Annotated in this window: 24 protein-coding genes; 16 read left to right on the top strand and 8 right to left on the bottom strand. The window is 58.8% G+C overall.

What is annotated here, in order from left to right; all coding sequences use genetic code 11:
• Positions 1–125 precede the first annotated feature (125 nt).
• Together PMI32_RS13640 and PMI32_RS13635 are read right to left on the bottom strand one after the other, a co-directional pair.
• Positions 126–1,163 (bottom strand): alpha/beta hydrolase family protein, encoded by a 1,038-nt coding sequence (locus PMI32_RS13640; protein WP_008029875.1) that lies wholly within the window; start codon positions 1,161–1,163, stop codon positions 126–128.
• A 257-nt stretch (positions 1,164–1,420) separates the two neighbouring features.
• On the bottom strand, positions 1,421–2,032 hold the full coding sequence (locus PMI32_RS13635) for an FMN-dependent NADH-azoreductase (protein WP_008029877.1): 612 nt from the start codon (positions 2,030–2,032) through the stop codon (positions 1,421–1,423).
• A 129-nt stretch (positions 2,033–2,161) separates the two neighbouring features.
• Here PMI32_RS13635 and PMI32_RS13630 point away from each other — a divergent pair, with 129 nt between their 5' ends.
• Both PMI32_RS13630 and PMI32_RS13625 read left to right on the top strand, forming a co-directional pair.
• A complete protein-coding gene (locus PMI32_RS13630; RefSeq protein ID WP_008029879.1) occupies positions 2,162–3,070 on the top strand; it encodes a LysR substrate-binding domain-containing protein in 909 nt (302 codons plus the stop codon).
• Positions 3,067–3,426 (top strand): MmcQ/YjbR family DNA-binding protein, encoded by a 360-nt coding sequence (locus PMI32_RS13625; RefSeq protein WP_008029881.1) that lies wholly within the window; start codon positions 3,067–3,069, stop codon positions 3,424–3,426. The genes PMI32_RS13630 and PMI32_RS13625 overlap by 4 nt, the downstream gene beginning before the upstream one ends.
• Here PMI32_RS13625 and PMI32_RS13620 read toward each other — a convergent pair.
• Entirely contained in the window at positions 3,423–3,848 is a 426-nt protein-coding gene (locus tag PMI32_RS13620) for a DUF1294 domain-containing protein (RefSeq protein ID WP_008029882.1), read from the bottom strand. The genes PMI32_RS13625 and PMI32_RS13620 overlap by 4 nt on opposite strands.
• A complete protein-coding gene (locus PMI32_RS13615; protein ID WP_008029883.1) occupies positions 3,845–4,675 on the bottom strand; it encodes an undecaprenyl-diphosphate phosphatase in 831 nt (276 codons plus the stop codon). Before PMI32_RS13615 ends, PMI32_RS13620 begins: the two co-directional genes overlap by 4 nt.
• Positions 4,676–4,968: 293 nt before the next feature.
• Here PMI32_RS13615 and PMI32_RS13610 point away from each other — a divergent pair, with 293 nt between their 5' ends.
• The 9 genes from PMI32_RS13610 to fapF all read left to right on the top strand — a co-directional run bounded on the left by PMI32_RS13610 (position 4,969) and on the right by fapF (position 13,612).
• Positions 4,969–6,603, top strand: a complete 1,635-nt coding sequence (locus PMI32_RS13610) for a methyl-accepting chemotaxis protein (RefSeq protein WP_008029886.1) — start codon at positions 4,969–4,971, stop codon at positions 6,601–6,603.
• A 361-nt stretch (positions 6,604–6,964) separates the two neighbouring features.
• Positions 6,965–7,528 carry a nicotinamide riboside transporter PnuC gene (pnuC, locus tag PMI32_RS13605; RefSeq protein WP_008029888.1) on the top strand — a complete coding sequence of 188 codons (564 nt, stop codon included), beginning with the start codon at positions 6,965–6,967 and terminating at the stop codon, positions 7,526–7,528.
• Complete coding sequence (locus PMI32_RS13600) at positions 7,525–8,049, top strand: AAA family ATPase (RefSeq protein ID WP_008029890.1); 525 nt, start codon at positions 7,525–7,527, stop codon at positions 8,047–8,049. Before pnuC ends, PMI32_RS13600 begins: the two co-directional genes overlap by 4 nt.
• Positions 8,050–8,407: 358 nt before the next feature.
• Complete coding sequence (gene fapA / locus PMI32_RS13595; protein WP_008029893.1) at positions 8,408–8,833, top strand: functional amyloid chaperone FapA; 426 nt, start codon at positions 8,408–8,410, stop codon at positions 8,831–8,833.
• A gap of 1 nt (position 8,834) precedes the next feature.
• A complete protein-coding gene (gene fapB / locus PMI32_RS13590; protein ID WP_008029895.1) occupies positions 8,835–9,407 on the top strand; it encodes a fibril amyloid subunit FapB in 573 nt (190 codons plus the stop codon).
• A gap of 51 nt (positions 9,408–9,458) precedes the next feature.
• Positions 9,459–10,769: an amyloid-like fimbrin subunit FapC gene (gene fapC / locus PMI32_RS13585; protein WP_008029897.1), complete on the top strand. Its 1,311-nt coding sequence runs from the start codon at positions 9,459–9,461 to the stop codon at positions 10,767–10,769.
• Between the two features lie 62 nt (positions 10,770–10,831).
• A complete protein-coding gene (gene fapD, locus PMI32_RS13580; RefSeq protein ID WP_008029899.1) occupies positions 10,832–11,512 on the top strand; it encodes a fibril amyloid maturation endopeptidase FapD in 681 nt (226 codons plus the stop codon).
• Positions 11,513–11,545: 33 nt separating this feature from the next.
• Positions 11,546–12,286: a fibril amyloid subunit FapE gene (fapE, locus tag PMI32_RS13575; RefSeq protein ID WP_008029902.1), complete on the top strand. Its 741-nt coding sequence runs from the start codon at positions 11,546–11,548 to the stop codon at positions 12,284–12,286.
• Between the two features lie 45 nt (positions 12,287–12,331).
• Positions 12,332–13,612: a fibril amyloid transporter FapF gene (gene fapF, locus PMI32_RS13570; protein WP_008029903.1), complete on the top strand. Its 1,281-nt coding sequence runs from the start codon at positions 12,332–12,334 to the stop codon at positions 13,610–13,612.
• A 69-nt stretch (positions 13,613–13,681) separates the two neighbouring features.
• Here fapF and PMI32_RS13565 read toward each other — a convergent pair whose 3' ends face one another.
• On the bottom strand, positions 13,682–15,007 hold the full coding sequence (locus PMI32_RS13565; RefSeq protein WP_008029905.1) for a sigma-54 dependent transcriptional regulator: 1,326 nt from the start codon (positions 15,005–15,007) through the stop codon (positions 13,682–13,684).
• Positions 15,008–15,350: 343 nt separating this feature from the next.
• On the opposite strand from PMI32_RS13565, the gene PMI32_RS13560 reads away from it, so the two are divergent.
• The 3 genes from PMI32_RS13560 to nhaB all read left to right on the top strand — a co-directional run bounded on the left by PMI32_RS13560 (position 15,351) and on the right by nhaB (position 18,768).
• Positions 15,351–15,614, top strand: a complete 264-nt coding sequence (locus tag PMI32_RS13560; RefSeq protein ID WP_008029906.1) for a hypothetical protein — start codon at positions 15,351–15,353, stop codon at positions 15,612–15,614.
• A gap of 283 nt (positions 15,615–15,897) precedes the next feature.
• Complete coding sequence (locus PMI32_RS13555; RefSeq protein ID WP_008029908.1) at positions 15,898–17,187, top strand: delta-60 repeat domain-containing protein; 1,290 nt, start codon at positions 15,898–15,900, stop codon at positions 17,185–17,187.
• A 78-nt stretch (positions 17,188–17,265) separates the two neighbouring features.
• Entirely contained in the window at positions 17,266–18,768 is a 1,503-nt protein-coding gene (gene nhaB / locus PMI32_RS13550; protein WP_008029909.1) for a sodium/proton antiporter NhaB, read from the top strand.
• Positions 18,769–18,888: 120 nt separating this feature from the next.
• Here the strand turns inward: nhaB and PMI32_RS13545 are convergent, their stop codons facing one another.
• Genes PMI32_RS13545 through gnd form a run of 3 tightly spaced genes read right to left on the bottom strand, consistent with a single transcriptional unit; the run spans position 18,889 to position 22,207 of the window.
• Positions 18,889–19,710, bottom strand: a complete 822-nt coding sequence (locus PMI32_RS13545) for a Cof-type HAD-IIB family hydrolase (RefSeq protein WP_008029911.1) — start codon at positions 19,708–19,710, stop codon at positions 18,889–18,891.
• Positions 19,707–21,230 carry a glucose-6-phosphate dehydrogenase gene (gene zwf, locus PMI32_RS13540; protein WP_008029913.1) on the bottom strand — a complete coding sequence of 508 codons (1,524 nt, stop codon included), beginning with the start codon at positions 21,228–21,230 and terminating at the stop codon, positions 19,707–19,709. The genes PMI32_RS13545 and zwf overlap by 4 nt, the downstream gene beginning before the upstream one ends.
• The gene (gnd, locus tag PMI32_RS13535; protein WP_008029915.1) at positions 21,227–22,207 is read right to left on the bottom strand and encodes a phosphogluconate dehydrogenase (NAD(+)-dependent, decarboxylating); all 981 of its coding nucleotides are present in this window, start codon (positions 22,205–22,207) and stop codon (positions 21,227–21,229) included. The genes zwf and gnd overlap by 4 nt, the downstream gene beginning before the upstream one ends.
• Before the next feature lie 272 nt (positions 22,208–22,479).
• Between gnd and PMI32_RS13530 the strand changes: the two genes are divergently transcribed.
• Both PMI32_RS13530 and PMI32_RS13525 read left to right on the top strand, forming a co-directional pair.
• Positions 22,480–22,662: a DUF6026 family protein gene (locus tag PMI32_RS13530; protein WP_008029917.1), complete on the top strand. Its 183-nt coding sequence runs from the start codon at positions 22,480–22,482 to the stop codon at positions 22,660–22,662.
• Between the two features lie 200 nt (positions 22,663–22,862).
• On the top strand, positions 22,863–24,605 hold the full coding sequence (locus tag PMI32_RS13525; protein WP_008029918.1) for a phosphoethanolamine transferase CptA: 1,743 nt from the start codon (positions 22,863–22,865) through the stop codon (positions 24,603–24,605).
• The last annotated feature ends 34 nt before the right edge of the window (positions 24,606–24,639 follow it).

Consider the following 24,639-nt stretch of genomic DNA (forward strand, 5'->3'; position numbering starts at 1 on the left):
GCAAGCCGGCTCCTACAGATTCGGGGATGCCCGGGTTTGTGGGTGCGCCGCAAGACCTGTAGGAGCCCGGCTTGCCGGCGATGCGATTTCATGTGCGCCATCGCCGGCAAGCCGTGGCGTGAGACCTATTGATCGGCGGTTTGCATGCCGGCGCGGGTCGGTTTGCCCAGTGCGTGGGAGAAGAAGCGCCCGGCTTCGGAGATCATGTTGCGGTGGATGTCCTCGCGGTCGACGCCGTCGGCATCGGTGCACAGCGCCGGCATCGCCCTGATCTGTTCTTCGTTGCACGGTGCCATGAACACGAAGTGCCCTGCCCCGGCCAGTAGCTTGAAGTCCGGTGCGGTCGGCAGTTTGCGCGCCAGCGCAGCGGCGTTTTTGTCGAAGGCCACCAGTTTGTCGCCGTCACCGCTGTATAACAGCACCGGCACATGCACGTCGGCCAGGGTATGGCGGCCGAATTTCAGGCTCAAGGGCGCCATCAGCAGCAGCGCGTGCACCCGGGGATCCGCCACCGGTTGCAGGTCATCACGGTCGACAATCAGTTCACCCTGGGTGTTGCAGGCATCGTGGTCGTCCGGACGCTCCTGGCAATAGCGACGCAGACGATCCAGATCCGGCGTCGCCCCCGACAGAATCAACGCCGTCTCCCCGCCGGCCGAATAACCGATAACCCCCACCTGATCGGCATTGACGAACGGCGCGAGCATACGGTCGCCCAAGGTCGCGGTAATGGCTTCGGAAATCTGGATCGGCCGCCCATACAGGTTGCTCAAGGTACCGAGGCGGCTGTGGTCTTTGGAGTTGTCGCCGGGATGGATCACCGCCACCACCACAAAACCCTTGCGGGCCAGCGATGTGGCGAGGTCGTGCAGGGCCAGCGGGGTTCCGGTGTTGCCGTGGGACAGCATCAGCATCGGGAAGCGGCCAATGGCGACGCGGGTGTCTTCGCCCGCTTCGACCGTGTAGCCCTCGAGCTTACTGGTGTGTTCGCGGTCGCTGGAGGGGTAGAACGCGATGGCGCGCATCGGTTGCAGGTCCAGTGGGTCGAGAAAACTCATCTCATGGAAACCGACGCTCCAGTGAGGATGTGGCGCAGGCGCGGCGTGCACTGAATTCAGGCTGCTGAGCAGGCAAATCAGTAACGTTGCCCAAAGACGCACCATGGGATGCCCCACCTTTGTTACTTGACCGGGAAGCCCGTTCTCCATCGATTACCGAGGAAGCGGCCTTGTACCAGCAATTGCGGCCACCAAGGTCGTTACAGAACGGGGACGTTAAACCCTCGACTGCATAACCTGGGCCACAACATGAAAGATTACGCAATGATCAGAAACAAAAAACTCCGTATCTGACCTTGCGTGGCCAGAATACAGAGTTTTTTGGGGTGTTGCCCTAGCTGATTTACAACTTTACGCAAGCCTTACGCGGCGGCGAACAGTTGCTCGCTGATTTGAGTGCGAGCAGCGCTCATGGCTTTGGTACGGACTTCATCACCGTACGCCAGGCCTTCGGCACGGACGAATTCAATGTCGGTGATACCGAGGAAGCCGAACAGCAACTTCAAATACTCTTCGTGCGCAACGCCACTCGCCTGACCAGCATGCAAACCGCCAGCAGTCGACACGATCACGACTTTCTTGCCACCGCACAGGCCTTCAGGGCCGGCTTCGGTGTAGCGGAAGGTCTGGCCGGCAACGGCGATGCGGTCGATCCAGGCCTTGAGTTGGGTCGGGATGGTGAAGTTGTACATCGGTGCTGCGATGACGACGGCATCGGCGGCGAGGAATTCGGCCAGTGTCGAGGCGCTCAGTTCGGCTTCGTGCTGCTGAGCGGCGTTGCGCAGTTCAGCGGAGGTGCCGGCGGCGACCAGGGTCGTGGCGGAGAAATGGCTGATGGCATCGCTGGCCAGGTCGCGGTAGGTCACGATGGCGGTCGGCTCGGCAGCTTGCCAGGCGCTGACGACTTCGCGGCTCAGCTGACGGGAAGCCGAGTTGTCACCAAGAATGCTCGAATCGATATGCAGCAGTTTCATATGGGATCTCCAGGTGAGGACCGCCACGAGGCGATCTGATGGAGACAATCCTACAGACGAAACCAATAGCTGATTAGACCGCAACAATGCGATAGTTCGTCTCACTGATAGAACAATCGAGTTAAAACCATGCAAGACCTCAATGACCTCTATTACTTCGCCAAAGTGGTCGAAGCCGGCGGGTTCGCGGCAGCCGGGCGTTTGCTGGGGATTCCCAAATCACGATTGTCGCGCCGCATCGCCGAACTGGAAGAACGCCTGGGTGCGCGCCTGCTGCAACGCACTACCCGGCAACTTAAGCTAACCGCTGTGGGCGAGCGCTATTTGCGCCACTGTCAGGCCATGTTGCTGGAAGCCGAGATGGCCGATGAGGCCGTGGCCAGCATGTCCAGCGAACCTCGCGGACGCTTACGGGTGTCTGCCCCCGTCGGGCTGGCTCACGAAATGTTGCCAACGGTGATCAGCAAATTCCTCGAGAAATACCCTCATGTCCAGCTTGAAGTCATGCTGGTGAACCGCCGGGTCGATCTGGTGACCGAGGGCGTCGACGTCGCGTTGCGGGTTCGCGAACCGGGCGATGAAGACCCGCTGCTGGTGACCCGGCGCCTACGTCAGGCGCAGATGCTGATGGTGGCCAGTCCGGGTTTTCTTCATGGACGAGCAATCAATCATCCCGAAGACCTCAAGGGCTTGCCGGTGCTCGGCGCACTGGAAGCGGACCGCATGGTGCACATCCGCATGCTAGACCAACAGGGTAAAAGCCATGAACTCGCGCTCGAAGCGCGACTGGGCATCGATGACTTTATCGTGCGCAGGGCCTGCACCCTCGCCGGCCAGGGTTTTACCATGCTGCCGATGATGTATTGCGAGCAGGAACTGGAAAGCGGCGCGCTGGTGCAGTTACTGCCCGACTGGTCTTTGCCTGGCGGCTGGCTGCAAGCGGTCTACCCTCATCGGCGCGGGGTGATGCCGGCCGTTCGTGCCTGGCTCGACCATTTGATCGAATCATTCAATGCCTGTGGGGACCGACTGATATGAAGGCTGGGCGTATGAGCGAAGAGTATGTCGCGCAATTCTGTCTCGCGCTGCCGGGTGCGCGGGAAGATTACAAATGGGGCGGCGTGCGGGTGTTTTCGATTGCCGGGAACAAGATGTTCGCCCTGCAGAACCTGCGGGGCGACTCTTTGGCGTTCAAGGTCGACAAGGACTTGTTTCTGGGGCATTGCGACCGCCCGGGCATTCATCCGGCGCCATATCTGGCCCGGGCCCAGTGGATCATCATGCAAGCGCCCTACCCGTTGGGCAGTGAAGAACTGCAAGGACTGCTGCAACGTTCCCATCAACTGGTGGTGAGCAAACTGCCCAAACGCACGCAGGTCGGGCTGCTGCTTTAAAGCAGCGCCAGATTGGCGCCCAGGAACAGTTGATCGATCCAGAACACTTGATGCAGCAGCACGATCACCCAAAACAGCAACTGAAACGACACTTTGCGGGTCTTGTGCCGAAACACCTGCTGGGCCAGCAACGCGCCCGGCCAGCCGCCGGCGAGTTCCACCGCATGCAACACGTTTTCCGGCGTGCGCCAGCGGTCGGTCCGGGCCTTGCGTTTGTCGCTCCAATAAAGGAAGAACGCCAGTACGCTGACGATGCCATAGGCCGCCAGGGGAATCAGCGAAACCCCTCGCAGCCAGAACGACATCGAGCCGAACAACGGCAGCGCACACACCATCGCGAACACCAGCAGTTTCAGCCGTGGGTTCTGGATTCCGCCCCCGGACTGGCGCCCGGGATTGTTGCGTGCGCGGGTGTCATTCATGGCTTGACCGAGGTCCAGTCAACCCAGCCAAACTGCCAGGTGGCGAGAATGAGCAGGCCAAATGCAATGCGGTACCAGGCGAACACCGCGTAGCTATGGCTGGCGATGAACTTGAGCAAGCCCCGGACGGCAATCATTGCGAAAATGAACGCGGTGACAAAACCGATGACGAACACCGGGAAATCGGCCGGGACGAACAGGTCGCGGTATTTGTAGCCCGAGTACACCGCCGCACCGACCATGGTCGGCATCGCCAGGAAAAACGAAAACTCGGTGGCCGTCTTGCGCGACAGCCCGAACAGCAAACCACCAATGATTGTCGCACCTGAACGCGAAGTGCCTGGGATCATCGCCAGGCACTGGGCGAAGCCGACTTTCAAGGCATCTTTCCAGGTGATCTCGTCGACGGTTTCAGCATGCACTTCATGCTGACGCTGCTCCGCCCACAACATCACGATGCCGCCTACGACCAATGCGGTGGCGACGGTAATCGGGTTGAACAGGTAATGGTGGATCAGGTCGGCGAAAATCACCCCCAGGACCACGGCCGGCATGAAGGCAATCAGCAGGTTGGCAGTAAAGCGTCGGGCGCCGGGTTGCGTCGGCAAACCGATGACGACATCGAAAATCTTGCGGCGAAATTCCCACACTACCGCGAGGATCGCCCCAAGCTGAATAATGATGTTGAACGCCATCGCCCGCTCGCCACCGAAATTGAGCAAGTCGGCCACGATGATCTGGTGTCCGGTACTGGAAATGGGCAAAAACTCCGTCAGCCCTTCTACAACGCCAAGTATCAATGCCTGAAAGGCGGTCCAAAGATCCATCAATCCCCCAAAAAGCGATGCGCTACGGCATGCCCCGTTAATATTTTTCAAAACATTGACTGCGATCAGCGCAGTTGCAGCCAGACGCGCACAGAATCCAGACGAAACCGTAAAAATTCCGTGAAAAATCAACTTGGATTCAGGTTTTTCCGTGCGGGGCCGAAATCCTATCAGACAAGCCTGAATAACGCTGCCACGTTATTGGACTTGGGTCGGATATGCCCGATCGGCAAAATGTGGTTGGATGCTGGCGGTCGTTTATTACAAGAAAAAGAAACAGGAGTGACAGCGTTATGAACAGCTTGCGCAATATGTCGATCAGCCGTCGTCTGTGGCTGATTTTGATCGTGGCCGTCATGATGCTTTTGACGTTGGGCGTGTTGATGCTCAAGCAGATTCACGAGGACCTGTATCACGCCAAGGCGCAGAAAACCCAGCACGTCGTGCAGACGGCCAGCGGCATTCTGACCTATTACCACGGGCTCGAAACCGCCGGCACGCTGACCCGCGAAGCTGCGCAGAAACAGGCGCTAACCGCCGTTCGCGGCCTGCGCTATGACCAGAACGACTACTTCTGGATCAACGACCTGACGCCGGTGATGATCATGCACCCGGCCAACCCGAAACTCGATGGCCAGAACCTCTCGGCAATCCGCGACCCGGACGGGTTTGCGCTGTTCAATGAAATGGTCGCCCTCGCCAAGGCCAAGGGCGCCGGTCCGATCGACTATCGCTGGCCGAAACCGGGCGCCAGCGAGCCGGTCGCAAAAACCTCCTACGTCAAACTCTTCGAACCGTGGGGCTGGGTGATCGGCTCGGGTATATATATAGATGATATGCAAGCCGAGTTCATGGGCCAGGTCTGGAAAGCGACAGTGGTCGGGCTGGTAATCGCCGCCATCATGGCACTGCTGGTGATCCTGATTGCCCGCAGCATCGTGCGTCCGCTTCAGGACACCGTGAACGCCATGGCCAACATCGCCAGCGGCGAGAGCGATCTGACTCGCAGCCTCGACACCCACGGTCAGGACGAAGTCACGCAGTTGGCACACCACTTCAATGCGTTCACCGCCAAGCTAAGACTGGTGATCAGTGAATTGCAGGTGTCCGCCAGCGCCCTGGGCCAGTCGTCCAGCGACCTGGGCAACGACGCCGTCCAGGCCCAGCAACGCAGCCAGCAGCAATCGCAACAGATGGAACTGGTGGCCACGGCCATCAATGAAGTGACCTATGGCGTGCAGGACGTGGCGAAGAACGCCGAGCACGCCGCCAGCGAGATGCGCGATGCCGAGTCTCAGGCGCAGCAGGGCCAGGTGAACATCGACAGCAGCCTGCAACAAATCGACAAGCTGTCTTCAACGATTGATCAGGCCGTGGAGGTCATTCGTACCCTCGCCGCCGAAAGCACTCAGATCGGCAGCGTGTTGGAAGTGATCCGTTCCATCGCCGAGCAAACCAACCTGCTGGCCCTCAACGCGGCCATCGAAGCCGCCCGTGCCGGTGAGCAGGGTCGCGGGTTTGCCGTCGTCGCCGATGAGGTGCGCCTGCTGGCCCAGCGCACACAGAAGTCCACCGCCGAGATCCAGGCAATGATTGAACGCCTGCAAAGCCACTCCGAAGCGGCGGTCAAGGTCATCGGCGACAGCAGCCGCGCCTCGCAACTGACCATCGAACAGGCCGGCCTCGCCGGTGCAAGCCTGAATGCCATTGGCCAGGCACTGCGCAACCTCAACGGGTTGAACGCTTCCATTGCCAGCGCCACCCTGCAACAGGCCCATGTGGTCGAAGACATCAACCAGAACGTGACCCAGGCAGCCGGTTTGTCCCACAGCACGGCGCTGGCGGCGGAACAGTCGAGCGTGGCCAGCGTCCACCTCAAGGAACTGAGTGAGCAGTTGAACGGGTTACTCAAACAATTCCGCGTGTAGGCGCCTGGCTTGCCGGCGATGCCACCCGCGACATCGCCATCGCCGGCAAGCCGGCTCCTACAGGTTTCGGGTGAACCCACTATCCCCAACACCCTCGCGATCTGTAGGAGCCAGCTTGCTGGCGATAGCGCCCATGAAATCGCCATCGCCAGCAAGCCGGGCTCCTACAGGTTTGGGGTGAGCCCACATCCCCAACACCCTCGCGATCCGTAGGAGCCGGCTTGCTGGCGATGGCGCCAGTGAAATCGCCATCGCCGGCAAGCCGGGCTCCTACAGGTCAACGGGCGCTTTCTCCCTCGCCAGCACAGCCTCATATCCGGGTACAATCCGCTCCCCTCTTCGTCTGCTCCAAGGAACCTCCATGTCCGGGCTTGAACTGTTTGCCGCCGCCCTCGGTGTCATTGCCGTCTGGTTGACGGTCAAACAGAACCCTTGGTGCTGGCCGATCGGTCTGGTCATGGTGTCGCTGTACAGTTGGGTCTTTTTTGAAGTGAAGCTGTATTCGGACATGCTGTTGCAGGTGATCTACGCCGCGTTGCAGCTCTATGGCTGGTGGCAGTGGACCCGCGCGGGGGTTACGCGGCAAGGGCGGCAGGTTAGCCAACTCAAGGGCAAATCGATCACGACAGGTTTGGCCATCGGCGCCCTCGGCAGTCTGTTGCTTGGCGCGGCCATGGCGCACTGGACCGATGCCGCGCAACCCTGGCTCGATGCGGCGCTGACGGGGTTCAGCCTGGTGGCGCAGGTCTGGATGGCACAAAAGCGCGTTCAATGCTGGCCTCTGTGGATCACCCTGGATGTGGTTTTCGTCGGGCTCTTCGTTTACAAGGGCATGTACTTGACCGCCGGGCTCTATGCGTTGTTTGCCGTGATCGCGGTTCAAGGCTGGCGGGAATGGCGCACCGACCCGGCATTGCGCACATGAAAGTCCTGGTACTCACCGGTCCCGAATCCAGCGGCAAGAGCTGGCTCGCGGCCGAGTTGCAAGCGCATTTCGGCGGGGTGCTGGTCGACGAATATGTCCGCTGGTTCATCGAACAAAACCCGCGTGATACCTGCCTGGCCGACATTCCGGAGATCGCCCGTGGGCAATTGCAATGGGAAGACGAGGCCCGCGCCCGGCAGCCATCGTTGCTGATTCTCGATACCCACCTGCTGAGTAACATTCTCTGGAGCCAGACCCTGTTTGGCGATTGCCCCGCGTGGATCGAGCAGGCGCTGCTGGCTCGCCAGTACGACTTGCACCTGTTGCTGTCTCCCGATCAGGTCGACTGGAAGGATGATGGCCAACGCTGCCAACCCGATTTGAGTGAGCGTCGGGCATTTTTCGACGCAACCCTGACATGGCTTGAAACCCATCAACAGCCTTTTCAAATTCTGCAGGGAAACTGGGCGGAACGTCGTTTTCAGGCACTGCAAGCCGTCACGCTGCTGCTGAACCCCTGACCCGTTTTTAGGGGTTTTCACCCAGTAATTCCCCTGTTTTTGGGGCAAAAGTGTCCATACCTGTTACACCCACCCCGCCCCAAACAGGCCGTTTCAGCGGTCCGCACCCTCTTCGCCCGTCAGCTGTTAAGCCCTCAATACACCTCGGCGCAAAGCATTGATCTAGAGCACTGCAACCGCTTTTGTTGGACAAAAGAGCCAGCGCCCGTCTCAGACGTGAAACAGCACCGACATTGGCCTCCCGGACAAAATTTTTAACCCGTTGAATTAAAACAAAATTCAAAAAACGGCACAGCATTCGCTCTCTCCTTCACATCGCTGACTAGGGCCAGCCCACAAAAAAGAAGGAATTGCCGCTGTGGGGACTTTCAATAAAGGCTTTACCTGCCTCCTCCTGATCGGATGCGCATTAGGCTCAAGTGTCCAGGCTGACGACGGCATCATCATTATCAAGCGTGATGTCCAGACACGAAACGCCGTGCAAGCGCCGGTGGCTCCCGACCCTAACCCCACGACCGCCAATGCCAACCCGAGCCAACAAATCCTCAGGCATACGAACGAGCTGAACGACGGCGACTTTGCCAACGTCGCCAGTGGTGCCGGGATCACCCGCCTCGTCACGTTAGGCAACACAAACCTGGGCGGCAACATCACCACCCAGAATCAGCTTTCCAACCTTCCCGCCGGACGTTCGGGAGGTTCGGGCAACGGTATTTCCAACCTGGTCAATTCAAGCGTCCAGCGAGGCCTGAGCGGTCTGAACGTCATTACGGGAGGCCGTTGAGATGAATCGTAAGCTGCTGATTATCGCTATGTTTTGCAGCGCATCGAGCTTTGCTCAACCCCCCGTCATCAATAATGCCGACATCAGTAATTCGGGCGCGCAGTACCAAGGTAACTTCGCGGTCAACCAGGCTGCCGGCGATCAGCAGCAACAGGCTAATGCCCGGGCCATCGCCATGGGCCATGGCGCCAGCGCGACCACGCAGATTCGCCAACGATTGCATACCGAAGTCGACCCCAGGATGGATGCTCGAGCCAGCATTCAGGGCGACTCCTTCAGCCGCGGCAACGGCGTTCTGGGCGTCAACCAGAGCGCGGGGGCCAGCACTCAGCAAGCCAATGCCCTGCGGATAAGCATCAGTAATCAACCGCAAAGTATCGACGACAGCGTCCTCATGCAACAGAACGTGGCGCTGATCAAAAACTCCGATCCGACTGACTCTGCACCAGGCTATCGCCAGGTCTCTACCAGTGACCAGGCTTTCACCGGTAGCCGTGGGGTGATTCAGTTGAATCAGAGCGCCGGGGTGGGAAACCGAATGGCTAACACCCTGAACGTACGGGTCGCGGATTGACCCAAACAGTTAGGAACAACACTTAACCTAAAATAAGTACGGAGAATCACCATGAAACCTTCGACGGCACTCAAGCCTCTGGTTTTCGCAATTGCTGCGGTCATGGCTGTTGCTGTACAAGCAGGGCAAAACGATCGGCGTCACGATGACCACCACAATGGCCATCATAACAACCATCAACACACCCCTCCTCCAACAAAGATCCCTGTCTACGCGACTGCCAATGCCTACGACAAACAAAGCAGCACCAACAATCGCATCCGTAACGAAGGGACTATTAACAAGGCAGAGATGACCGATTCTGCTACAGGCGCCGACGGCAACGTCGGTATCAACGTGGCGGCAGGCGACGGCAACCAACAGGACAACGCTGCCGCCATCGCGAACGCTGGCGCCACTTCCGCTCTGGATAACTCCTTCGTGTTCGGGATTGCCACTGCCACTGCCAGCGTCAAGCAGTACAGCAACCACAACAAGGTCGACAACTACAACACCACAGCCTCTGCCGTGATGAGCGGATCGGGCAATGGTGGCAACGGCAATATGGGGATCAACATTGCCGGTGGCGACCTGAACCAACAGAAAAACACCATGGCGATTGCCAACTCCAATTCGCCGCTGGGTAACGCAACAGCCACCGCCTCCGCCGATCAGAATGGTCCTGGTCTGGTAGTGAATAACAACGCCGATCGGAACTTAGCCCTGACGACGGTGACGCTAACCACAACCAAAAGCGGTAGTTCCTCTTTCAGCCATAACTCCGAGTTGAACATTGATAAGAGCGCGTCCAGCAACTGGACCAAGAAAGGTGCTAGCAGTTTTGACGTCAGCGGCACCAAGCACTTTGATGCGAACGGATCAAAAAGCACCGACAAGAGCTCCACTAGCCATGCTGCTGTGGACGCTATTTTGACCGCAGATGCGAATGTTACCAAAACCGTTACTCATAATAACGGCTATGGCGATCGCACTCGCAGCAAGTCTGTCGACCTATCGGTTGACGCATCGCTTAAAGCATCTATCGATACAGAGCACTCAAAATCGACCGACTCTTCGTTCGAGAAGAAGTTCGATTCTTCGTTCTCAAAATCGTTTGACTCTTCGTTCGAGAAATCAGGCGAGAAATCGTCCGCTTCTACCAAACACGAAGAGAAGGGCTACAGCGAAAGCAATGCATGGGAATTGAGCAACACAGTTTCCTATCAAATCCTGACCCCAAATGGCTGGGCTAACCCTGTGACCAACACTGCAACCCTGAGCGGTTCGGTGAATGGCGGCAGTGGCAACCTCGGCGTCAACGTGGCTGCCGGTGTGGGTAACCAACAAAGCAACTCGTTGGCCATTTCCAACCAATCGTTCTGATGGCTGTCTCTGGAGGCCCCCTCACGGGGGCCTTTTTCAACACAACCAGAGGGCGTCCCACCATGCGCATTATCGCCTTGGTACTTTTGCTTTGTGTGTCCAGTGTGATCGAGGCTGCACAAATGCCGCTTTCCGTCCTGCCGGGCGGCGCGGTGGTGTACAAGCCGATCCAGAGCATACGTGAGCGTAAATTTGCCGACCTGGTGCAACAGAAAACCGACTTCAGTTGCGGCGCAGCTGCGCTGGCGACCATTTTGCGCCAGGCCTATTGGCTGGATGTGAACGAAGAACAGATCATCGAAGGCATGCTGGCACACGCCGATCAAGACCTTGTCCGCGTTCAGGGCTTCTCCATGCTCGACATGAAGCGTTACGTGGAAAGTATCGGCATGCGGGCCCGTGGCTACCGGGTAGCGCCAGAAACGCTGAACGACATCAGAATTCCGGTCGTGGTCCTCATGGATATCCGTGGCTACAAACATTTTGTGGTCTTGCAAAAAGTCCACAAGGGCTGGGTATACATCGGAGATCCGGTACTCGGTCACAAACGCTACCAAGTCGACGACTTTGTCAAAGGCTGGAACGGCATCATCTTTGCCGTCATTGGCCAGGGCTACGACAAAACCAATGCGCTGCTCGACCCTCCCGTGCCACTGACCGCCAGGAACCGCCTCGACACCTTCAGCCCGGTGCAAGACGCAGAGTTGTTGGACTTCGGATTTATCCGAAGCGACTTCTTCTAATAACAAGGGAGCATGACGCTCCGGGAGCATCTAATGAAGACTCCAATCTGGCTGGCTGTGGTTTGCCTGGCCGCCAGCCTGCCAACCCAGGCACAGACTTTCAAACCCATTGAACTGAGCGATCAGGAATTGGCGAGCCTGCGAGGCCGCTATGTCATGCCGGGACGCGTCATCAGTTTCGGGATTGTCATGACCAGCACCTGGCAAAATGCCAACGGTCAGGTGATCGGGGCAACCTCCTCGATGCAAATTCAACAAACGACCATCAAGCCACAGTTCTATGTGTCGATGATCGACGTGAATGGCGATGGCTCGGCGGTTTCTCAGGGCACAGGGACCGTCAGCGGCGGTAACGGTTTGAACACTACCCAGGGCGTCACTCAGGTTGTGCGCGCTGCGGGCGACAACAACAGCGCTTACAACAACGTTGATCTCAACGTCAGCAGAGGTAGCCAGGCACCACAGATGGACAACCAGGGGCAAGCGTTGGCCTCGGGCTCAACCCTGAACCACACCAACGGTGCCGGCGCGATGAGCATTTCCGCCACTGGCACGGGCGTGCAGCTCAATATCATCGCCAACAACAACCAGGGCAGTACCGTGCAGCGCCTTGCCCAAGGCGGGCTGATGCAAAACGCGACCCTGCTTGGCGGTGGTAACCAGGTCAGAAACATGATGTCAATCAACGTTGTACTGCGCGACAACCTGCCATCAACCGGCTCAATGAACGGCAACCTGGACCAACTCAAAGGAATTCGCACTCTAGGATTCTGATCTACGCTCAGTCTCACAGATGCAGTCAGAAGGGACGGCTAACCCATGCACCGATCCATAACGCTCAGAGCTATCGTTTGTTTGAGTAGCCTGGCCCCGGCCACATTGCTGTACGCAGCATCGGACCCCCAGGTCGAAGCATTAAAACAAGAACTCATGGAGTTGAAACAGCGTTACGAAGCACAACAGAACGCGCTGATGGTACTTGAACAGCGCGTTCGCCAAGTAGAAGAAACACCTGCGACACCGGCCCCCAAACGTCTGACCAAATCCCCTGCCGAGCCGACCAGGGGTGGCCAGACGGTGGCCGCCGGTGCGCCGGGCACCACAGGCAGTTCATACGGCCAATCGCTCAAAGAAGATTCCGAGCCTGCGCAAAGCGTGTCCAACCTGTATGACGAAGCCAGCGGGTTCTTCGGCGGCGGCAAGTTCAGTGTCGAAACCGGCCTCACCTACACGCACTTCGATACACGCGCGCTGACGCTCAATGGTTTTCTGGCACTGGACTCGATTTTCCTCGGCAACATCAACCTCGACCGCATCAAGGCCGACAACTGGACACTGGATCTGACCGCCCGTTACAACGTGGCGCAACGCTGGCAGTTCGACATTAACGTCCCCGTGGTTTATCGCGAATCGACGTATTCCTCCGGTGGCGCCGGTGGCGCTGGCCCCGTGACGTCGGACGCAACCGTCACCCGCGACCCGACCATCGGCGATGTGAACGTTGGCATTGCTTACAAGTTTCTGGATGAATCGGTCAGTCTGCCCGACGCGGTCTTTACACTGCGCGTCAAGGCACCGACCGGCAAGGACCCTTACGGCATCAAACTGATCGAAGACCCGAACAACGACAACCTCGCGGTACCCGAGGATTTGCCTACCGGCAATGGTGTCTGGTCGATTACCCCGGGTATCTCGCTGGTCAAGACTTTCGACCCGGCCGTGCTGTTCGGCACCCTGGCCTACACCTACAACATGGAGGACTCTTTCAGCGACATCAGCCCTCAGGTCGGCTCCAAGGTGAAAGGGGACGTGAAACTGGGCGATTCCTGGCAAGTCGGCGCCGGCATTGCATTCGCCCTGAACGAGAAAATGAGTATGTCGTTCTCGTTCACCGACCAGTTCGCCCGCAAGAGCAAGATCAAGCCCGACGGCGGCGATTGGCAATCAATTTCCAACAGCGATTACAACGCGGCCAACTTCAACATCGGCATGACCATGGCAGCCACCGACAACCTGACGATCGTCCCCAACCTGGCCATCGGCCTGACCGACGACGCGCCAGACTTTTCCTTCAGCCTGAAATTCCCATACTACTTCTAACCGCTACACCCGAATGAAAAAGGCCCGCTGCGAGGTTCATCGCAGCGGGCCTTTTCATTTCGCCCCGCCCTAACGGATCTGGTGCTTGTGCAGCAGTCGGTAGAAGGTTGGCCGCGACACGCCCAGCACTCGGGCGGCGACACTCAGGTTGTCGCTGTGGCGGTTCAATACATCGCACAACGCCTGCCGTTCGGCGCGGGTCTTGTAGTCTTCGAGGGTGCCCATCGGTGCGGCGATTGTATGCTGGCTGATCAGCCCGAGGTCTCGCGCCTCGATCTGCCGCCCTTCCGCCAGAACCAGCCCGCGACGTACACGGTTGGCCAGCTCCCGCACGTTGCCCGGCCAATCGTGCTTGCCCATGGCAATCAGCGCGTCCTCGCTGAAACTGCGCGGACGGCGGCCGGTTTCATGGCTGTAGAAATGGGAGAAATGGTTGGCCAGCATCGACAGGTCGCCATGCCGCTCACGCAGCGGTGCGGTGGCGACTTGCAGCACGTTGAGGCGGTAATACAAATCCTCGCGGAAGCGTTTTTTCTCGATGGCCGCTTCAAGGTCGACGTGGGTCGCCGCCAACACCCGCACATCGACCGGAATCGGCTGGCTGCCGCCCACGCGTTCGATGTGTTTTTCCTGGAGAAAACGCAGCAGGTTGGCTTGCAGTTCCAGGGGCAGGTCACCGATCTCGTCGAGAAACAGAGTGCCACCATTGGCCGCTTCGATCCGTCCGACCTTGCGCTGATGGGCGCCGGTAAAGGCACCTTTCTCGTGGCCGAACAATTCGGACTGGATCAGGTGTTCGGGAATTGCGCCGCAATTGATCGCGACAAAGGGTTTGCTGTGGCGCTGGGATTGCCGATGGAGGGTGCGGGCGACCAGTTCTTTACCGGTCCCGCTCTCGCCGCGAATCAACACCGGAGATTCGGTTGGCGCCAGTTTGCTCAGCAGTTTGCGCAGTTCGCGGATCGGTTTGCTGTCACCGAGCAGCTCGTGTTCGGCCTGATCGATGTGAACCGTGCCTTGACCACGCAAACGCGCCATGCCGAACGCCCGACCCAGCGTCACCTGAACCCGGGAGACATCGAACGGCAAGGTGTGGAAATCGAAAAACCATTCGCAGACGAAGTCCCCGACGTTTTGCAGCCGCAGGACTTCCTGGTTGAGCACGGCGATCCACTCGGTGCCGCTGCGGCTGATCAGTTCCTTGACCGCATCGGGGTGCTCCAGATGAAAAGGCTGGAGCCGCAACAGGCCGACGTCGCAGGTTCGGTCAGCGGCATTTTCCAGCGTACAGCTATCAACGTCCCAACCTACAGAACGCAGACCTGGCAGCAGGCGATGACAGTCGTCGCAAGGGTCCACTACTAACAGACGTCGTAACGCAGGCGCTTCGATCATGACTGTTCCTTGACGCCAAATTTTATGAAATTTTATTAAAAACAATCATTTGGCGGATCTGGCTGTAACACTAGCAAGAATTTGACACTGTCTTGTATCGATTGACTATAGGAAGTGCGCGCAAGCAGTTATAAGAAGCAACTTTATTAGTTACCTAACGACTCGAACCTTTCACCCAGCTTTCAAAAGCCGTCGAAACCTTGAACCGATGAAATAAAGTTGAAAATTCTTTTAATTGTATGTGACCCACCCACCGGTTGCGGGCATCAGTACAAGTAACCAGCCGAACGGTAAGCCCAACCGACGGCACATCACTTGATTGGGCATACAGAGAGAAGACCCCATGACCGCCCCGCTCCGTATCAACGAAGCTCTTTTGATTGCCGACCGCGCATTCCAGCCATTTCAATGCGTGGCCTGGGCCCCACAAGACGGCAACGGCGAACTCAGCCTGACCGTCATCGACCGCACCAACACCTGCATTCGCAAGCAGATCCCAAGCAGTGCCTATACCGACCCGGCACAACTGGAACATGTTCTGGAAGAAGCCCGTAAAGAGCTGAGCCAGGAAGGTTACACGCTGCAATCGTGGTCGATGCCGCACTAATCTTTTTGCGGATTACTTATCGGTAATCCGCACCCTCCTCCATGATCGTTAGTTTGCCGGCCTCGCCAGCAGACAACACGCGCAACATTTATTTGTACCTGAACGCGGCCAAATACTTGGCATGCTTGTCAGTGGGTCGAAAAGACACTGTTCTGGCACAAAGCGACCCTCCGTCTGTTAGTTATTACAGTTGTGCAACCAATCATTCAGGGATTGAATGTTTCTACTATAAGTCGCCCTCCCCCAACTCCTGGACCAAGACGACTCGCAAGGAGATGCGTGCATGTCAACCCAGATCGCTGTGGTCCTGCCTGCGACGCTGAGCGGCGCCGGGGAGCTCGACAAAACCTTTGCCAGCGCCGGAAAAACCCAAGTGTATTTCGCCGGCAGCACTTCGAGCATCGCCACCGGCGTCGCGATTGATTCACAAGGCCGGCTGCTCGTCGCGGCCAAGGTCGGAACCCCGAGCGGCAGCCGCTTCGGTCTGGCCCGCCTGCTTGCGGATGGCTCGGCAGATCTGGCGTTCGGCAAACAAGGCAGTGTCATCAGCCAGTTCGAACCCGGCTTCGAGTCCATGGGTGGCAAAGTGCTGATCCGGCCCGACGGGTGCATTCTGTTGGCCGGCCTGCACTATGAAAATGAGCACCAGACACTGCCTGCCCTCGCCTTGTTCGATCAGCAAGGCAAACCGGTCCCCGACTTTGGCGACAACGGACGCCGTGTCGTGCGCCTGCCAGGCAATCTTTCCCGGGGCGTGCGGGATGCCTGGCTTCCCCCCGGTGTACCGGGCGCCGAAGCCTGTAATGTGTGCGTGCAGGAAGACGGCCGGATGGTCCTGCTGGCCAATCATCATTTCGAACTGGCCGATCACGTCGGCCTGCTGGTGCGACTAAACCCCGACGGTTCGCTGGACGACACCTTCAACGGCCGTGGCTTCGTCCTGGTCAGGCACCTGCTGATGAACACCTGGCTCAGCAGCCTGCTGGTGCAACGCGACGGCCGGATTCTGGTGGGCGGCTCGATCAACTTCCCTGAAGAAGGCCTGCTTGCGCGTTATCTAAGCGACGGCAGCCTGGACGACCGTTTCGCCGTGGATGGCTTCATGAGTTTCTTGGCACAAGGGCGTCACGCTCAGGTCAGCCATGTCGTCCAGCAGGCCAACGGCGACCTGCACTGTTTTGGCAGCAGCCGCGACCCGATGCATTGCATGGCCTTGAAAGTACACAGCAACGGTCGCCCGGACATCCATTGCAACGGTGGCCAGCCGCATTTGCTGGGGATCGGCCACAGTGGCTGCCAGTGGACCGCCGCCCACGCCCTTGCAGACGGGCGTGTGCTGACTGTTGGCGCGACCATCGGTGGTGTCGAAGCCGACTTCATCCTGGCCCGGCATCGTCCTGACGGACAACTCGACGAGCTGTTCGGCAAAGGCATCGGCTGGGTCCGCACCCGCCTGGGTCGCAGCCTGGATACGGCAACGTCGCTGGCCGTGCAGGACGATGGCAACATTGTCGTTGGCGGCTATTCGCTGGATGGCAACTACCGGGCAATCGTCGCTCGCTATCTGGGATAGGCCTGCCGAGCTTTCCTGCGCTTGATCTTCCGTACCGCTTGCGGCAAGTTGCGCGCTTCTTAATACAAGGAGCAGCCGATGTCCGGCTCAATGGCCCAGGCGTTCGCGCATAATTTTCTCGGGCACTCACCTCGCTGGTACAAGGCCAGTATTGTCGGTTTCCTGATTCTCAATGCCCTGGTGCTGTGGACCGTAGGTCCGGTAGCGGCCGGTTGGCTATTGGTGCTGGAATTCATCTTCACCCTGGCCATGGCACTCAAGTGCTATCCGCTGATGCCGGGCGGCTTGCTGCTGGTCGAAGCGCTGTTGCTGAAGATGACCACGCCTCAGGCGCTGTATGACGAACTGCTGCACAATTTCCCGGTGATTCTGCTGCTGATGTTCATGGTGGCCGGCATCTACTTCATGAAAGACCTGCTGCTGTTTCTGTTTTCGCGCCTGCTGCTCGGCGTTCGCTCCAAAGCCATGCTGGCGTTGATGTTCTGCTTTCTTTCAGCGTTCCTCTCGGCTTTTCTCGATGCCTTGACCGTGACCGCCGTGATCATCAGTGCCGCCGTGGGGTTTTACTCGGTGTATCACCGTGTCGCTTCGGGTAACGATCCGCGCCAGGACAGCGAATTCAACGATGACCAGCACCTGCCAACGCTGCATCACGGGGACCTCGAACAGTTCCGTGCCTTCTTGCGCAGCTTACTGATGCACGGCGCCGTGGGCACTGCACTGGGCGGCGTTTGCACGCTGGTCGGCGAACCGCAGAACCTGCTGATCGGCCACGAAATGGGTTGGCACTTCTCTGAGTTCTTCCTGAAAGTCGCCCCGGTTTCCATGCCGGTGCTGGTGGCGGGCCTGGTGACCTGCGTGCTGCTGGAGAAACTGCGCTGGTTCGGTTACGGCACGCTCTTGCCGGACAACGTGCGCGCGGTGCTGGCCAATTACGCCGCCGAAGATAACGCTCAACGAACCTCACACCAACGCGCTGCGCTGATCGTTCAGGGGCTGGCGGCGCTGATACTGATTGCCGCTCTGGCGTTCCATATTGCCGAGGTCGGTTTGATCGGCTTGATGGTGATCGTGCTGATCACCGCATTCACGGGCATCACTGACGAGCACCGCATCGGCAACGCCTTCAAGGACGCCATGCCGTTCACGGCGCTGCTGGTGGTGTTTTTCGCGGTAGTGGCGGTGATTCACGACCAGCAGTTGTTCACGCCGCTGATCCAGTGGGTGCTGGCGCTGCCGGCGAATCAGCAACCGGGCATGCTGTTTATTGCCAACGGTTTACTCTCGGCGATCAGCGACAACGTGTTCGTCGCGACCATTTACATCACCGAAGTGAAACAGGCGTTCATCTCCGGCCACATGAGCCGTGAGCATTTCGAGACACTGGCGATTGCGATCAACACCGGCACCAACCTGCCGAGCGTGGCGACGCCGAATGGCCAGGCAGCGTTTCTGTTTCTGCTGACGTCGGCGATTGCCCCGCTGATTCGCCTGTCGTATGGGCGGATGGTGTGGATGGCGTTGCCGTATACGGTGGTGATGGGTGTGCTGGGGTGGTATGCGGTGAGTTTCTGGCTGTAAACACCGATTAAAACTGTGGGAGCGGGCTTGCTCGCGAAGGCGGTGTGACATTCAACATTTAAGTTGTCTGACACACCGCCTTCGCGAGCAAGCCCGCTCCCACATTTTGCTCTGCGTGAACTAGCGAGGGAGGATGTACCGCTCGATCGCCTGCGCTGCGCCGTCTTCGGTATTGGCCCCGGTCACTACGTCGGCCTGACGCTTCACCGCCTCCTCCGCCTGCCCCATGGCAATCGACAATCCGGCGCGATGAAACATCGCCGGGTCATTGCCGCCATCGCCCATGGCAGCGGTCTGCCCGAGCGGTACACCGAGAAACTCCGCCAGTGTCGCCAGCGCGTCCCCCTTGTTTGCCTGCATCGCAGTCACGTCGAGGTACACCGGCTGCGAACGTGACACCTGCGCCTGGCCCTCGACCCTGGGCAGCAACTGCGCCTCCAGCTCAATCAACAACTGCGTGTTGTTGCTCGCCGCGACGATCTTGTCGATGTATTCCAGATAGGGCTCGAAACTCTCCACCACCACCGGCGGATACCCCAGGCCGTGCTGTTCCCGTGGCACCATGGGGCCATTCGGGTCTTTCACCAGCCAGTCGCCGCCGCTGAACACCCACACCTCGATGTCCGGCAGATCGGCAAACTGCGTCAACGTCGTCAGCGCGGCCGTTGCCGGCAAATAATGCGCGACCAGCAAACTGCCGTCGGGGTTTACGATGGTGCCGCCATTGAACGCCGCCGTCGGCAGATCGACGCCCAAGGCTTCGATCTGCTGCAGCATGGCTTTCGGAGGGCGGCCAGTGGCAAGGCTGAACAGCACGCCCGACTCACGCAACGAACGGACCGCGTCGATGGTGCGCTGACTGAGGCTGTGATCGGGCAGCAACAAGGTGCCGTCCATGTCACTGAGCAAAAAGCGGATGGGTTGTTGCGTTTCGTCACTCATCCGAGGCTATGCCAGACGCGACCGTCGCGAGTCAGCAGGTCTTCTGCCGCCGCCGGCCCGTCTTCGCCCGCCGCGTAAGTCTGCACGCTCGCATCCTGCTGCCAGGCATCGAGGAACGGTTGCACGGCACGCCAGCCGTTCTCGATGTTGTCGGCGCGCTGGAATAGTGTCTGATCGCCGGTCAGGCAATCGTAGATCAGGGTTTCGTAGCCGGTGGACGGCTGCATTTCGAAGAAATCCTTGTAGGCAAAACCCAGTTCGATATTGGCCATTTTCAACGCGGGGCCGGGGCGTTTGGCCAACAGGTCGAACCACATGCCTTCGTTGGGTTGAATCTGGATCCGCAGATAGGTCGGTTGCAACTCATCGACCTCGGTATCGCGGAACTGCGCGTAAGGTGCCGGTTTGAAGCAGATGACAATCTCGGTGTCGCGCACGCTCATGCGCTTGCCAGTGCGCAGGTAGAACGGCACACCGACCCAACGCCAGTTGTCGATCATGACTTTGAGCGCGACATAGGTTTCGGTCGTGCTGTCGGGCGCCACATTGTTTTCCTGGCGATAACCCGCCAACGGCTTGCCGTCGATTTCGCCAGCGGCGTATTGGCCGCGCACCGAATTGGCCCGTGCCTCTTCGGTGGACCAGGGACGGATCGCCCCCACCACTTTGGCCTTCTCGCCGCGAACCGCATCGGCGCCAAAGGCAGCCGGCGGTTCCATGGCCACCATCGCCAATAGCTGGAACAGGTGATTGGGCACCATGTCCCGCAGGGCGCCGGTGTGTTCATAAAAACTGCCACGGGTTTCCACGCCGACGGTTTCCGCGGCGGTGATCTGTACGTGGTCGATGTAATGGTTGTTCCAGAACGCTTCGAACAGGCTGTTGGAGAACCGGCTGATCAGAATGTTCTGCACGGTTTCTTTGCCCAGGTAGTGATCGATCCGGTAGATCTGGTTTTCCGTCATGACCTTGAGCAAGCACGCGTTCAAGGCTTCGGCGGTATGCAGGTCAGAGCCGAACGGCTTTTCAATGACTACCCTTCTGAACGCTTCCGGCGTCTCTTGCAGCAAACCGGCAGCGCCGAGACGACGCACCACTTCGCTGAAGAAACGTGGCGCGGTGGCCAGGTAGAACACCGCGTTGCCGGTGCCGCTGGCGGCGATTTTCGCCGCCAGCGCCTGATACGTGCTGTCGTCGAGGAAGTCGCCCTGGACGTAGCTGATGCCCTTGGCCAGTTTGGCCCACAACGCCGGGTCAAGGGCTTGATCGCCCTTGCCGACCTTGCTTGCCACTTCGGCCCGAATGAAGTCTTCGAGCTTCTGGGCAAACGCTTCGTCGGTGATGGCGTTGTGGTCGACGCCGATGATCCGCAGTCCATCGCCAAGCAGACCGTCGCGACTCAGGTTGTACAGCGCCGGCATCAGCAAGCGCTTGACCAGGTCACCGTGGGCACCGAACAGGAACAGCGTGGTCGGTGGTGCGGGTTCTGCCTTGGATTTATTGCGGATCAAACGGGTCATTTCTTCGCAGTCTCCACGTGGCCGCCGAAGCCGAAGCGCTGGGCCGAGAGAATCTTGTCGCCAAAGGTGCCTTGGCCGCGCGAGCGATAGCGGGCGAACAGCGAGTTCGACAGCACTGGCACCGGTACCGCTTGTTCCATGGCCGCTTCAATGGTCCATTGACCTTCCCCGCTGTCCGCTACGGAACCGGAGAAATTATCGAGCTGCGGATCGGCAGCCAGGGCATCGGCGGTCAGGTCGAGCAGCCACGACGAGACCACGCTGCCACGACGCCAGACTTCGGCGATATCGCCGACGTTCAGGTTGAAGCGCTGGTCTTCCGGCAGCTTGGTGCTGGCCTTGGTCTTGAGGATGTCGAAGCCTTCGGCGAAGGCCTGCATCATTCCGTATTCGATGCCGTTGTGGATCATCTTCACGAAATGGCCGGAACCTGCGGGACCGGCGTGGATGTAACCGCGTTCGGCGCGGTCGTCGTCCGACTTGCGGTCCTTGGTGCGCGGGATGTCACCCATGCCAGGCGCCAGGCTGTCGAACAGTGGATCAAGGCGTTTAACCACTTCGGCTTCGCCACCGATCATCATGCAGTAACCGCGCTCCAGACCCCAGACGCCGCCGGAGGTACCGACGTCGATGTAGTGCAGGCCTTTTTCCGAGAGGGTTTTTGCCCGGCGAATGTCGTCCTTATAGAAGGTGTTGCCGCCGTCGATGATGGTGTCGCCGGCTTCAAGCAAGGTGCTCAGGGTGTCGATGGTGTCTTCGGTCGGTGCGCCTGCCGGCAGCATGATCCAGACCGCTCGTGGTTTGGCCAGGCCGGCGACCAGGGCCGGCAGGTCGATGACGCCCTTGGCGCCTTCGGCGGCCAGGGTGTCGACGAAGGCGGTATTGCGGTCGTAAACAACGGTGGTATGCCCGTTGAGCATCAGGCGCCGCGCAATATTGCCGCCCATGCGGCCCAGTCCAATAATCCCGAGTTGCATGTGCTGATGCTCCCTACTACAAATAAATGTGTGTCAAAGGTTATAGCCCAACGCGACTAATGAGGGTTAGTCCAGAGCGTTGGCATGAAGTTTCCGGGCATTGTGCCCGATCCTGATTGATAACGTCGGGAATCGTGCCGAAGACACAACGACCACGAAAAATAAAAAAGTTCCCTTCCGGGACAAAAGAAATCAAAATCAGCGCCGATAGTAAATCAGCACCGATGTCGGGGCGGATTTACAGTTGAGGCAAGCCATTTGCGAGGTGAGCAATGGGCACAGTACAAGCAGCACGGCCAGCACAAACCCTTTACGTCACGATCCGTCGTGATGAATTGCGCCAGTTGAAAGACGAACGCGACCAGCTCAAACAGGAAGTCGAGCAATTGCGCCTGCTGACGCAAGGTATCCAGGCTCAGCCGATGCCTGTCACTTTGCGCGCTCCCCACGCCTGATCCCCTCGCCTGAATCGGAAGCAGCCAATCGCTGTTTCCGATACGCCATCACGATTTACCCGCGTCCAGCAGCTCACAAAACTTTCACACGCCCTTGTTGATACTCCGGTCCTTTATGGCCGCCCGGTATCTGCGCGGCGCCTGTTCGTCGGCGACCTTCCCGTCCCGGCGGTGGAAGTGATTTCTGGCTGGAGCACACAATGGCTTTGTATAAACGCAGCAATTCGACTGCGGACAAGTTTGATTGGGCAGGGTTTATCTGGCTGTTTCTGTTCTTCTGGTATTTTTCCGGCATTACCCAACTGCTGATCCAATTGACGGGCACCTCCGGGTTCGCCGGTTTCCGTCAGGCCTTCATCATGAGCGCCATCTGGCTGGCGCCGATGCTGCTGTTTCCCCGGAAGACGCGTGTATTGGCGGCGCTGATCGGCGTGGTGCTATGGGCCTGCTCCATGGCCAGTCTCGGTTACTTCTTCATCTACCAGCAGGAATTTTCACAAAGCGTCATCTTCATCATGTTCGAGTCGAACATCTCTGAAGCCGGCGAGTACATGACCCAGTATTTTGCCTGGTGGATGGTGGCGGCATTTGTTGCCCACACGCTGTTCGCCTATTTCCTGTGGACCCGCTTGCGCCCGGTGTACATGCCCCGTGGTCGCGCATTGGTTGTCGCGACCGCCATTCTGGTGGCCGTGATTGGTTATCCGCTGGCCAAGCAGACCGCTCGCACCGGCAGTTTCGCCAGTGGTTTCGAGAAGTTCGAAACCCGCATCGAACCGGCAGTGCCGTGGCAGATGGCCGTGGCCTATCACCGCTACCTCGACACCCTGGCCGACATGCAGGGCATGCTCGACAGCGCGAGCAAGATTCCACCGCTGCACAATTTCAAAGACTCGATGGCCAATCAGCCCGCCACCCTGGTGCTGGTGATCGGCGAATCCACCAACCGTCAGCGCATGAGTCTCTACGGCTACCCGCGTGAAACCACGCCGGAACTGGACAAGCTCAAGGACCAACTGGCGGTCTTCAATAACGTCATCACCCCACGCCCTTACACCATCGAGGCATTGCAGCAGGTCCTGACGTTCGCCGACGAAGAAAACCCGGAGCTGTACCTGTCGACGCCGTCGCTGGTCAGCATGATGAAACAGGCGGGCTACAAGACTTTCTGGATCACCAACCAGCAAACCATGACCAAGCGCAACACCATGCTCACGACCTTCTCCGAGCAGGCCGACGAGCAGGTGTACCTGAACAACAACCGCAACCAGAACGCCGCCCAGTACGATGGCGACGTGATCGAGCCGTTCAACAAGGCCCTGGCCGACGCGGCGCCACGCAAGTTGATCGTTGTGCATTTGCTCGGCACACATATGAGCTATCAGTACCGCTACCCATCGACCTTCGACAAGTTCAAGGACCGCAACGGCGTTCCGGCTGGCGTGCGTGACGATCAGTTGCCGACCTACAACAGCTATGACAACGCGGTGCTGTACAACGACTTCGTGGTTTCGAGCCTGATAAAGGATTACGCCAAGACCGATCCTAACGGCTTCCTGCTGTACCTTTCCGACCACGGCGAAGACGTTTTCGACTCTGCCGGTCACAACACGCTGGGTCGCAACGAGGCCAAGCCGACGGCACCGATGTACACCATTCCATTCATGGCCTGGGCCTCGCCGAAATGGCGCGAAAGCCATGACTGGAGCTTCGCCGGTGATCTGGGGCGGCCGTACAGCAGCTCGCACCTGATCCATACCTGGGCCGATCTGGCGGGGCTGAGCTTCGATGAACTGGATCGCAGCAAGAGCTTGGTCAGCGACAGTTTCAAGCCGCGCCCACTGCTGATCGGCAATCCTTATGAGCGCGAGCAGAAAGCGCTGATCGACTTCAGCCTGATCAAACCCAAGGTGAAGCCGACCCCGGCAGTCGCTCAGCAGTAAACCTGTAGGAGCGAAGCTTGCTCGCGAAGACGTC

Source organism: Pseudomonas sp. GM60 (assembly GCF_000282415.1).
Taxonomy (GTDB): Bacteria; Pseudomonadota; Gammaproteobacteria; order Pseudomonadales; family Pseudomonadaceae; genus Aquipseudomonas; species Aquipseudomonas migulae.

What these genes read in the sequence shown, in the direction of transcription:
- PMI32_RS13635 (WP_008029877.1), bottom strand. Translation starts at nt 2,032, where the DNA reads ATGAAACTGCTGCATATCGATTCGAGCATTCTTGGTGACAACTCGGCT.
- PMI32_RS13555 (WP_008029908.1), top strand. Translation starts at nt 15,898, where the DNA reads ATGTCAACCCAGATCGCTGTGGTCCTGCCTGCGACGCTGAGCGGCGCC.
- PMI32_RS13615 (WP_008029883.1), bottom strand. Translation starts at nt 4,675, where the DNA reads ATGGATCTTTGGACCGCCTTTCAGGCATTGATACTTGGCGTTGTAGAA.
- PMI32_RS13545 (WP_008029911.1), bottom strand. Translation starts at nt 19,710, where the DNA reads ATGAGTGACGAAACGCAACAACCCATCCGCTTTTTGCTCAGTGACATG.
- fapC (WP_008029897.1), top strand. Translation starts at nt 9,459, where the DNA reads ATGAAACCTTCGACGGCACTCAAGCCTCTGGTTTTCGCAATTGCTGCG.
- PMI32_RS13610 (WP_008029886.1), top strand. Translation starts at nt 4,969, where the DNA reads ATGAACAGCTTGCGCAATATGTCGATCAGCCGTCGTCTGTGGCTGATT.
- PMI32_RS13625 (WP_008029881.1), top strand. Translation starts at nt 3,067, where the DNA reads ATGAAGGCTGGGCGTATGAGCGAAGAGTATGTCGCGCAATTCTGTCTC.
- PMI32_RS13620 (WP_008029882.1), bottom strand. Translation starts at nt 3,848, where the DNA reads ATGAATGACACCCGCGCACGCAACAATCCCGGGCGCCAGTCCGGGGGC.
- PMI32_RS13560 (WP_008029906.1), top strand. Translation starts at nt 15,351, where the DNA reads ATGACCGCCCCGCTCCGTATCAACGAAGCTCTTTTGATTGCCGACCGC.
- fapB (WP_008029895.1), top strand. Translation starts at nt 8,835, where the DNA reads ATGAATCGTAAGCTGCTGATTATCGCTATGTTTTGCAGCGCATCGAGC.
- fapD (WP_008029899.1), top strand. Translation starts at nt 10,832, where the DNA reads ATGCGCATTATCGCCTTGGTACTTTTGCTTTGTGTGTCCAGTGTGATC.
- PMI32_RS13630 (WP_008029879.1), top strand. Translation starts at nt 2,162, where the DNA reads ATGCAAGACCTCAATGACCTCTATTACTTCGCCAAAGTGGTCGAAGCC.
- pnuC (WP_008029888.1), top strand. Translation starts at nt 6,965, where the DNA reads ATGTCCGGGCTTGAACTGTTTGCCGCCGCCCTCGGTGTCATTGCCGTC.
- zwf (WP_008029913.1), bottom strand. Translation starts at nt 21,230, where the DNA reads ATGACCCGTTTGATCCGCAATAAATCCAAGGCAGAACCCGCACCACCG.
- PMI32_RS13600 (WP_008029890.1), top strand. Translation starts at nt 7,525, where the DNA reads ATGAAAGTCCTGGTACTCACCGGTCCCGAATCCAGCGGCAAGAGCTGG.
- fapF (WP_008029903.1), top strand. Translation starts at nt 12,332, where the DNA reads ATGCACCGATCCATAACGCTCAGAGCTATCGTTTGTTTGAGTAGCCTG.
- PMI32_RS13525 (WP_008029918.1), top strand. Translation starts at nt 22,863, where the DNA reads ATGGCTTTGTATAAACGCAGCAATTCGACTGCGGACAAGTTTGATTGG.
- PMI32_RS13530 (WP_008029917.1), top strand. Translation starts at nt 22,480, where the DNA reads ATGGGCACAGTACAAGCAGCACGGCCAGCACAAACCCTTTACGTCACG.
- fapE (WP_008029902.1), top strand. Translation starts at nt 11,546, where the DNA reads ATGAAGACTCCAATCTGGCTGGCTGTGGTTTGCCTGGCCGCCAGCCTG.
- nhaB (WP_008029909.1), top strand. Translation starts at nt 17,266, where the DNA reads ATGTCCGGCTCAATGGCCCAGGCGTTCGCGCATAATTTTCTCGGGCAC.
- PMI32_RS13565 (WP_008029905.1), bottom strand. Translation starts at nt 15,007, where the DNA reads ATGATCGAAGCGCCTGCGTTACGACGTCTGTTAGTAGTGGACCCTTGC.
- PMI32_RS13640 (WP_008029875.1), bottom strand. Translation starts at nt 1,163, where the DNA reads ATGGTGCGTCTTTGGGCAACGTTACTGATTTGCCTGCTCAGCAGCCTG.
- gnd (WP_008029915.1), bottom strand. Translation starts at nt 22,207, where the DNA reads ATGCAACTCGGGATTATTGGACTGGGCCGCATGGGCGGCAATATTGCG.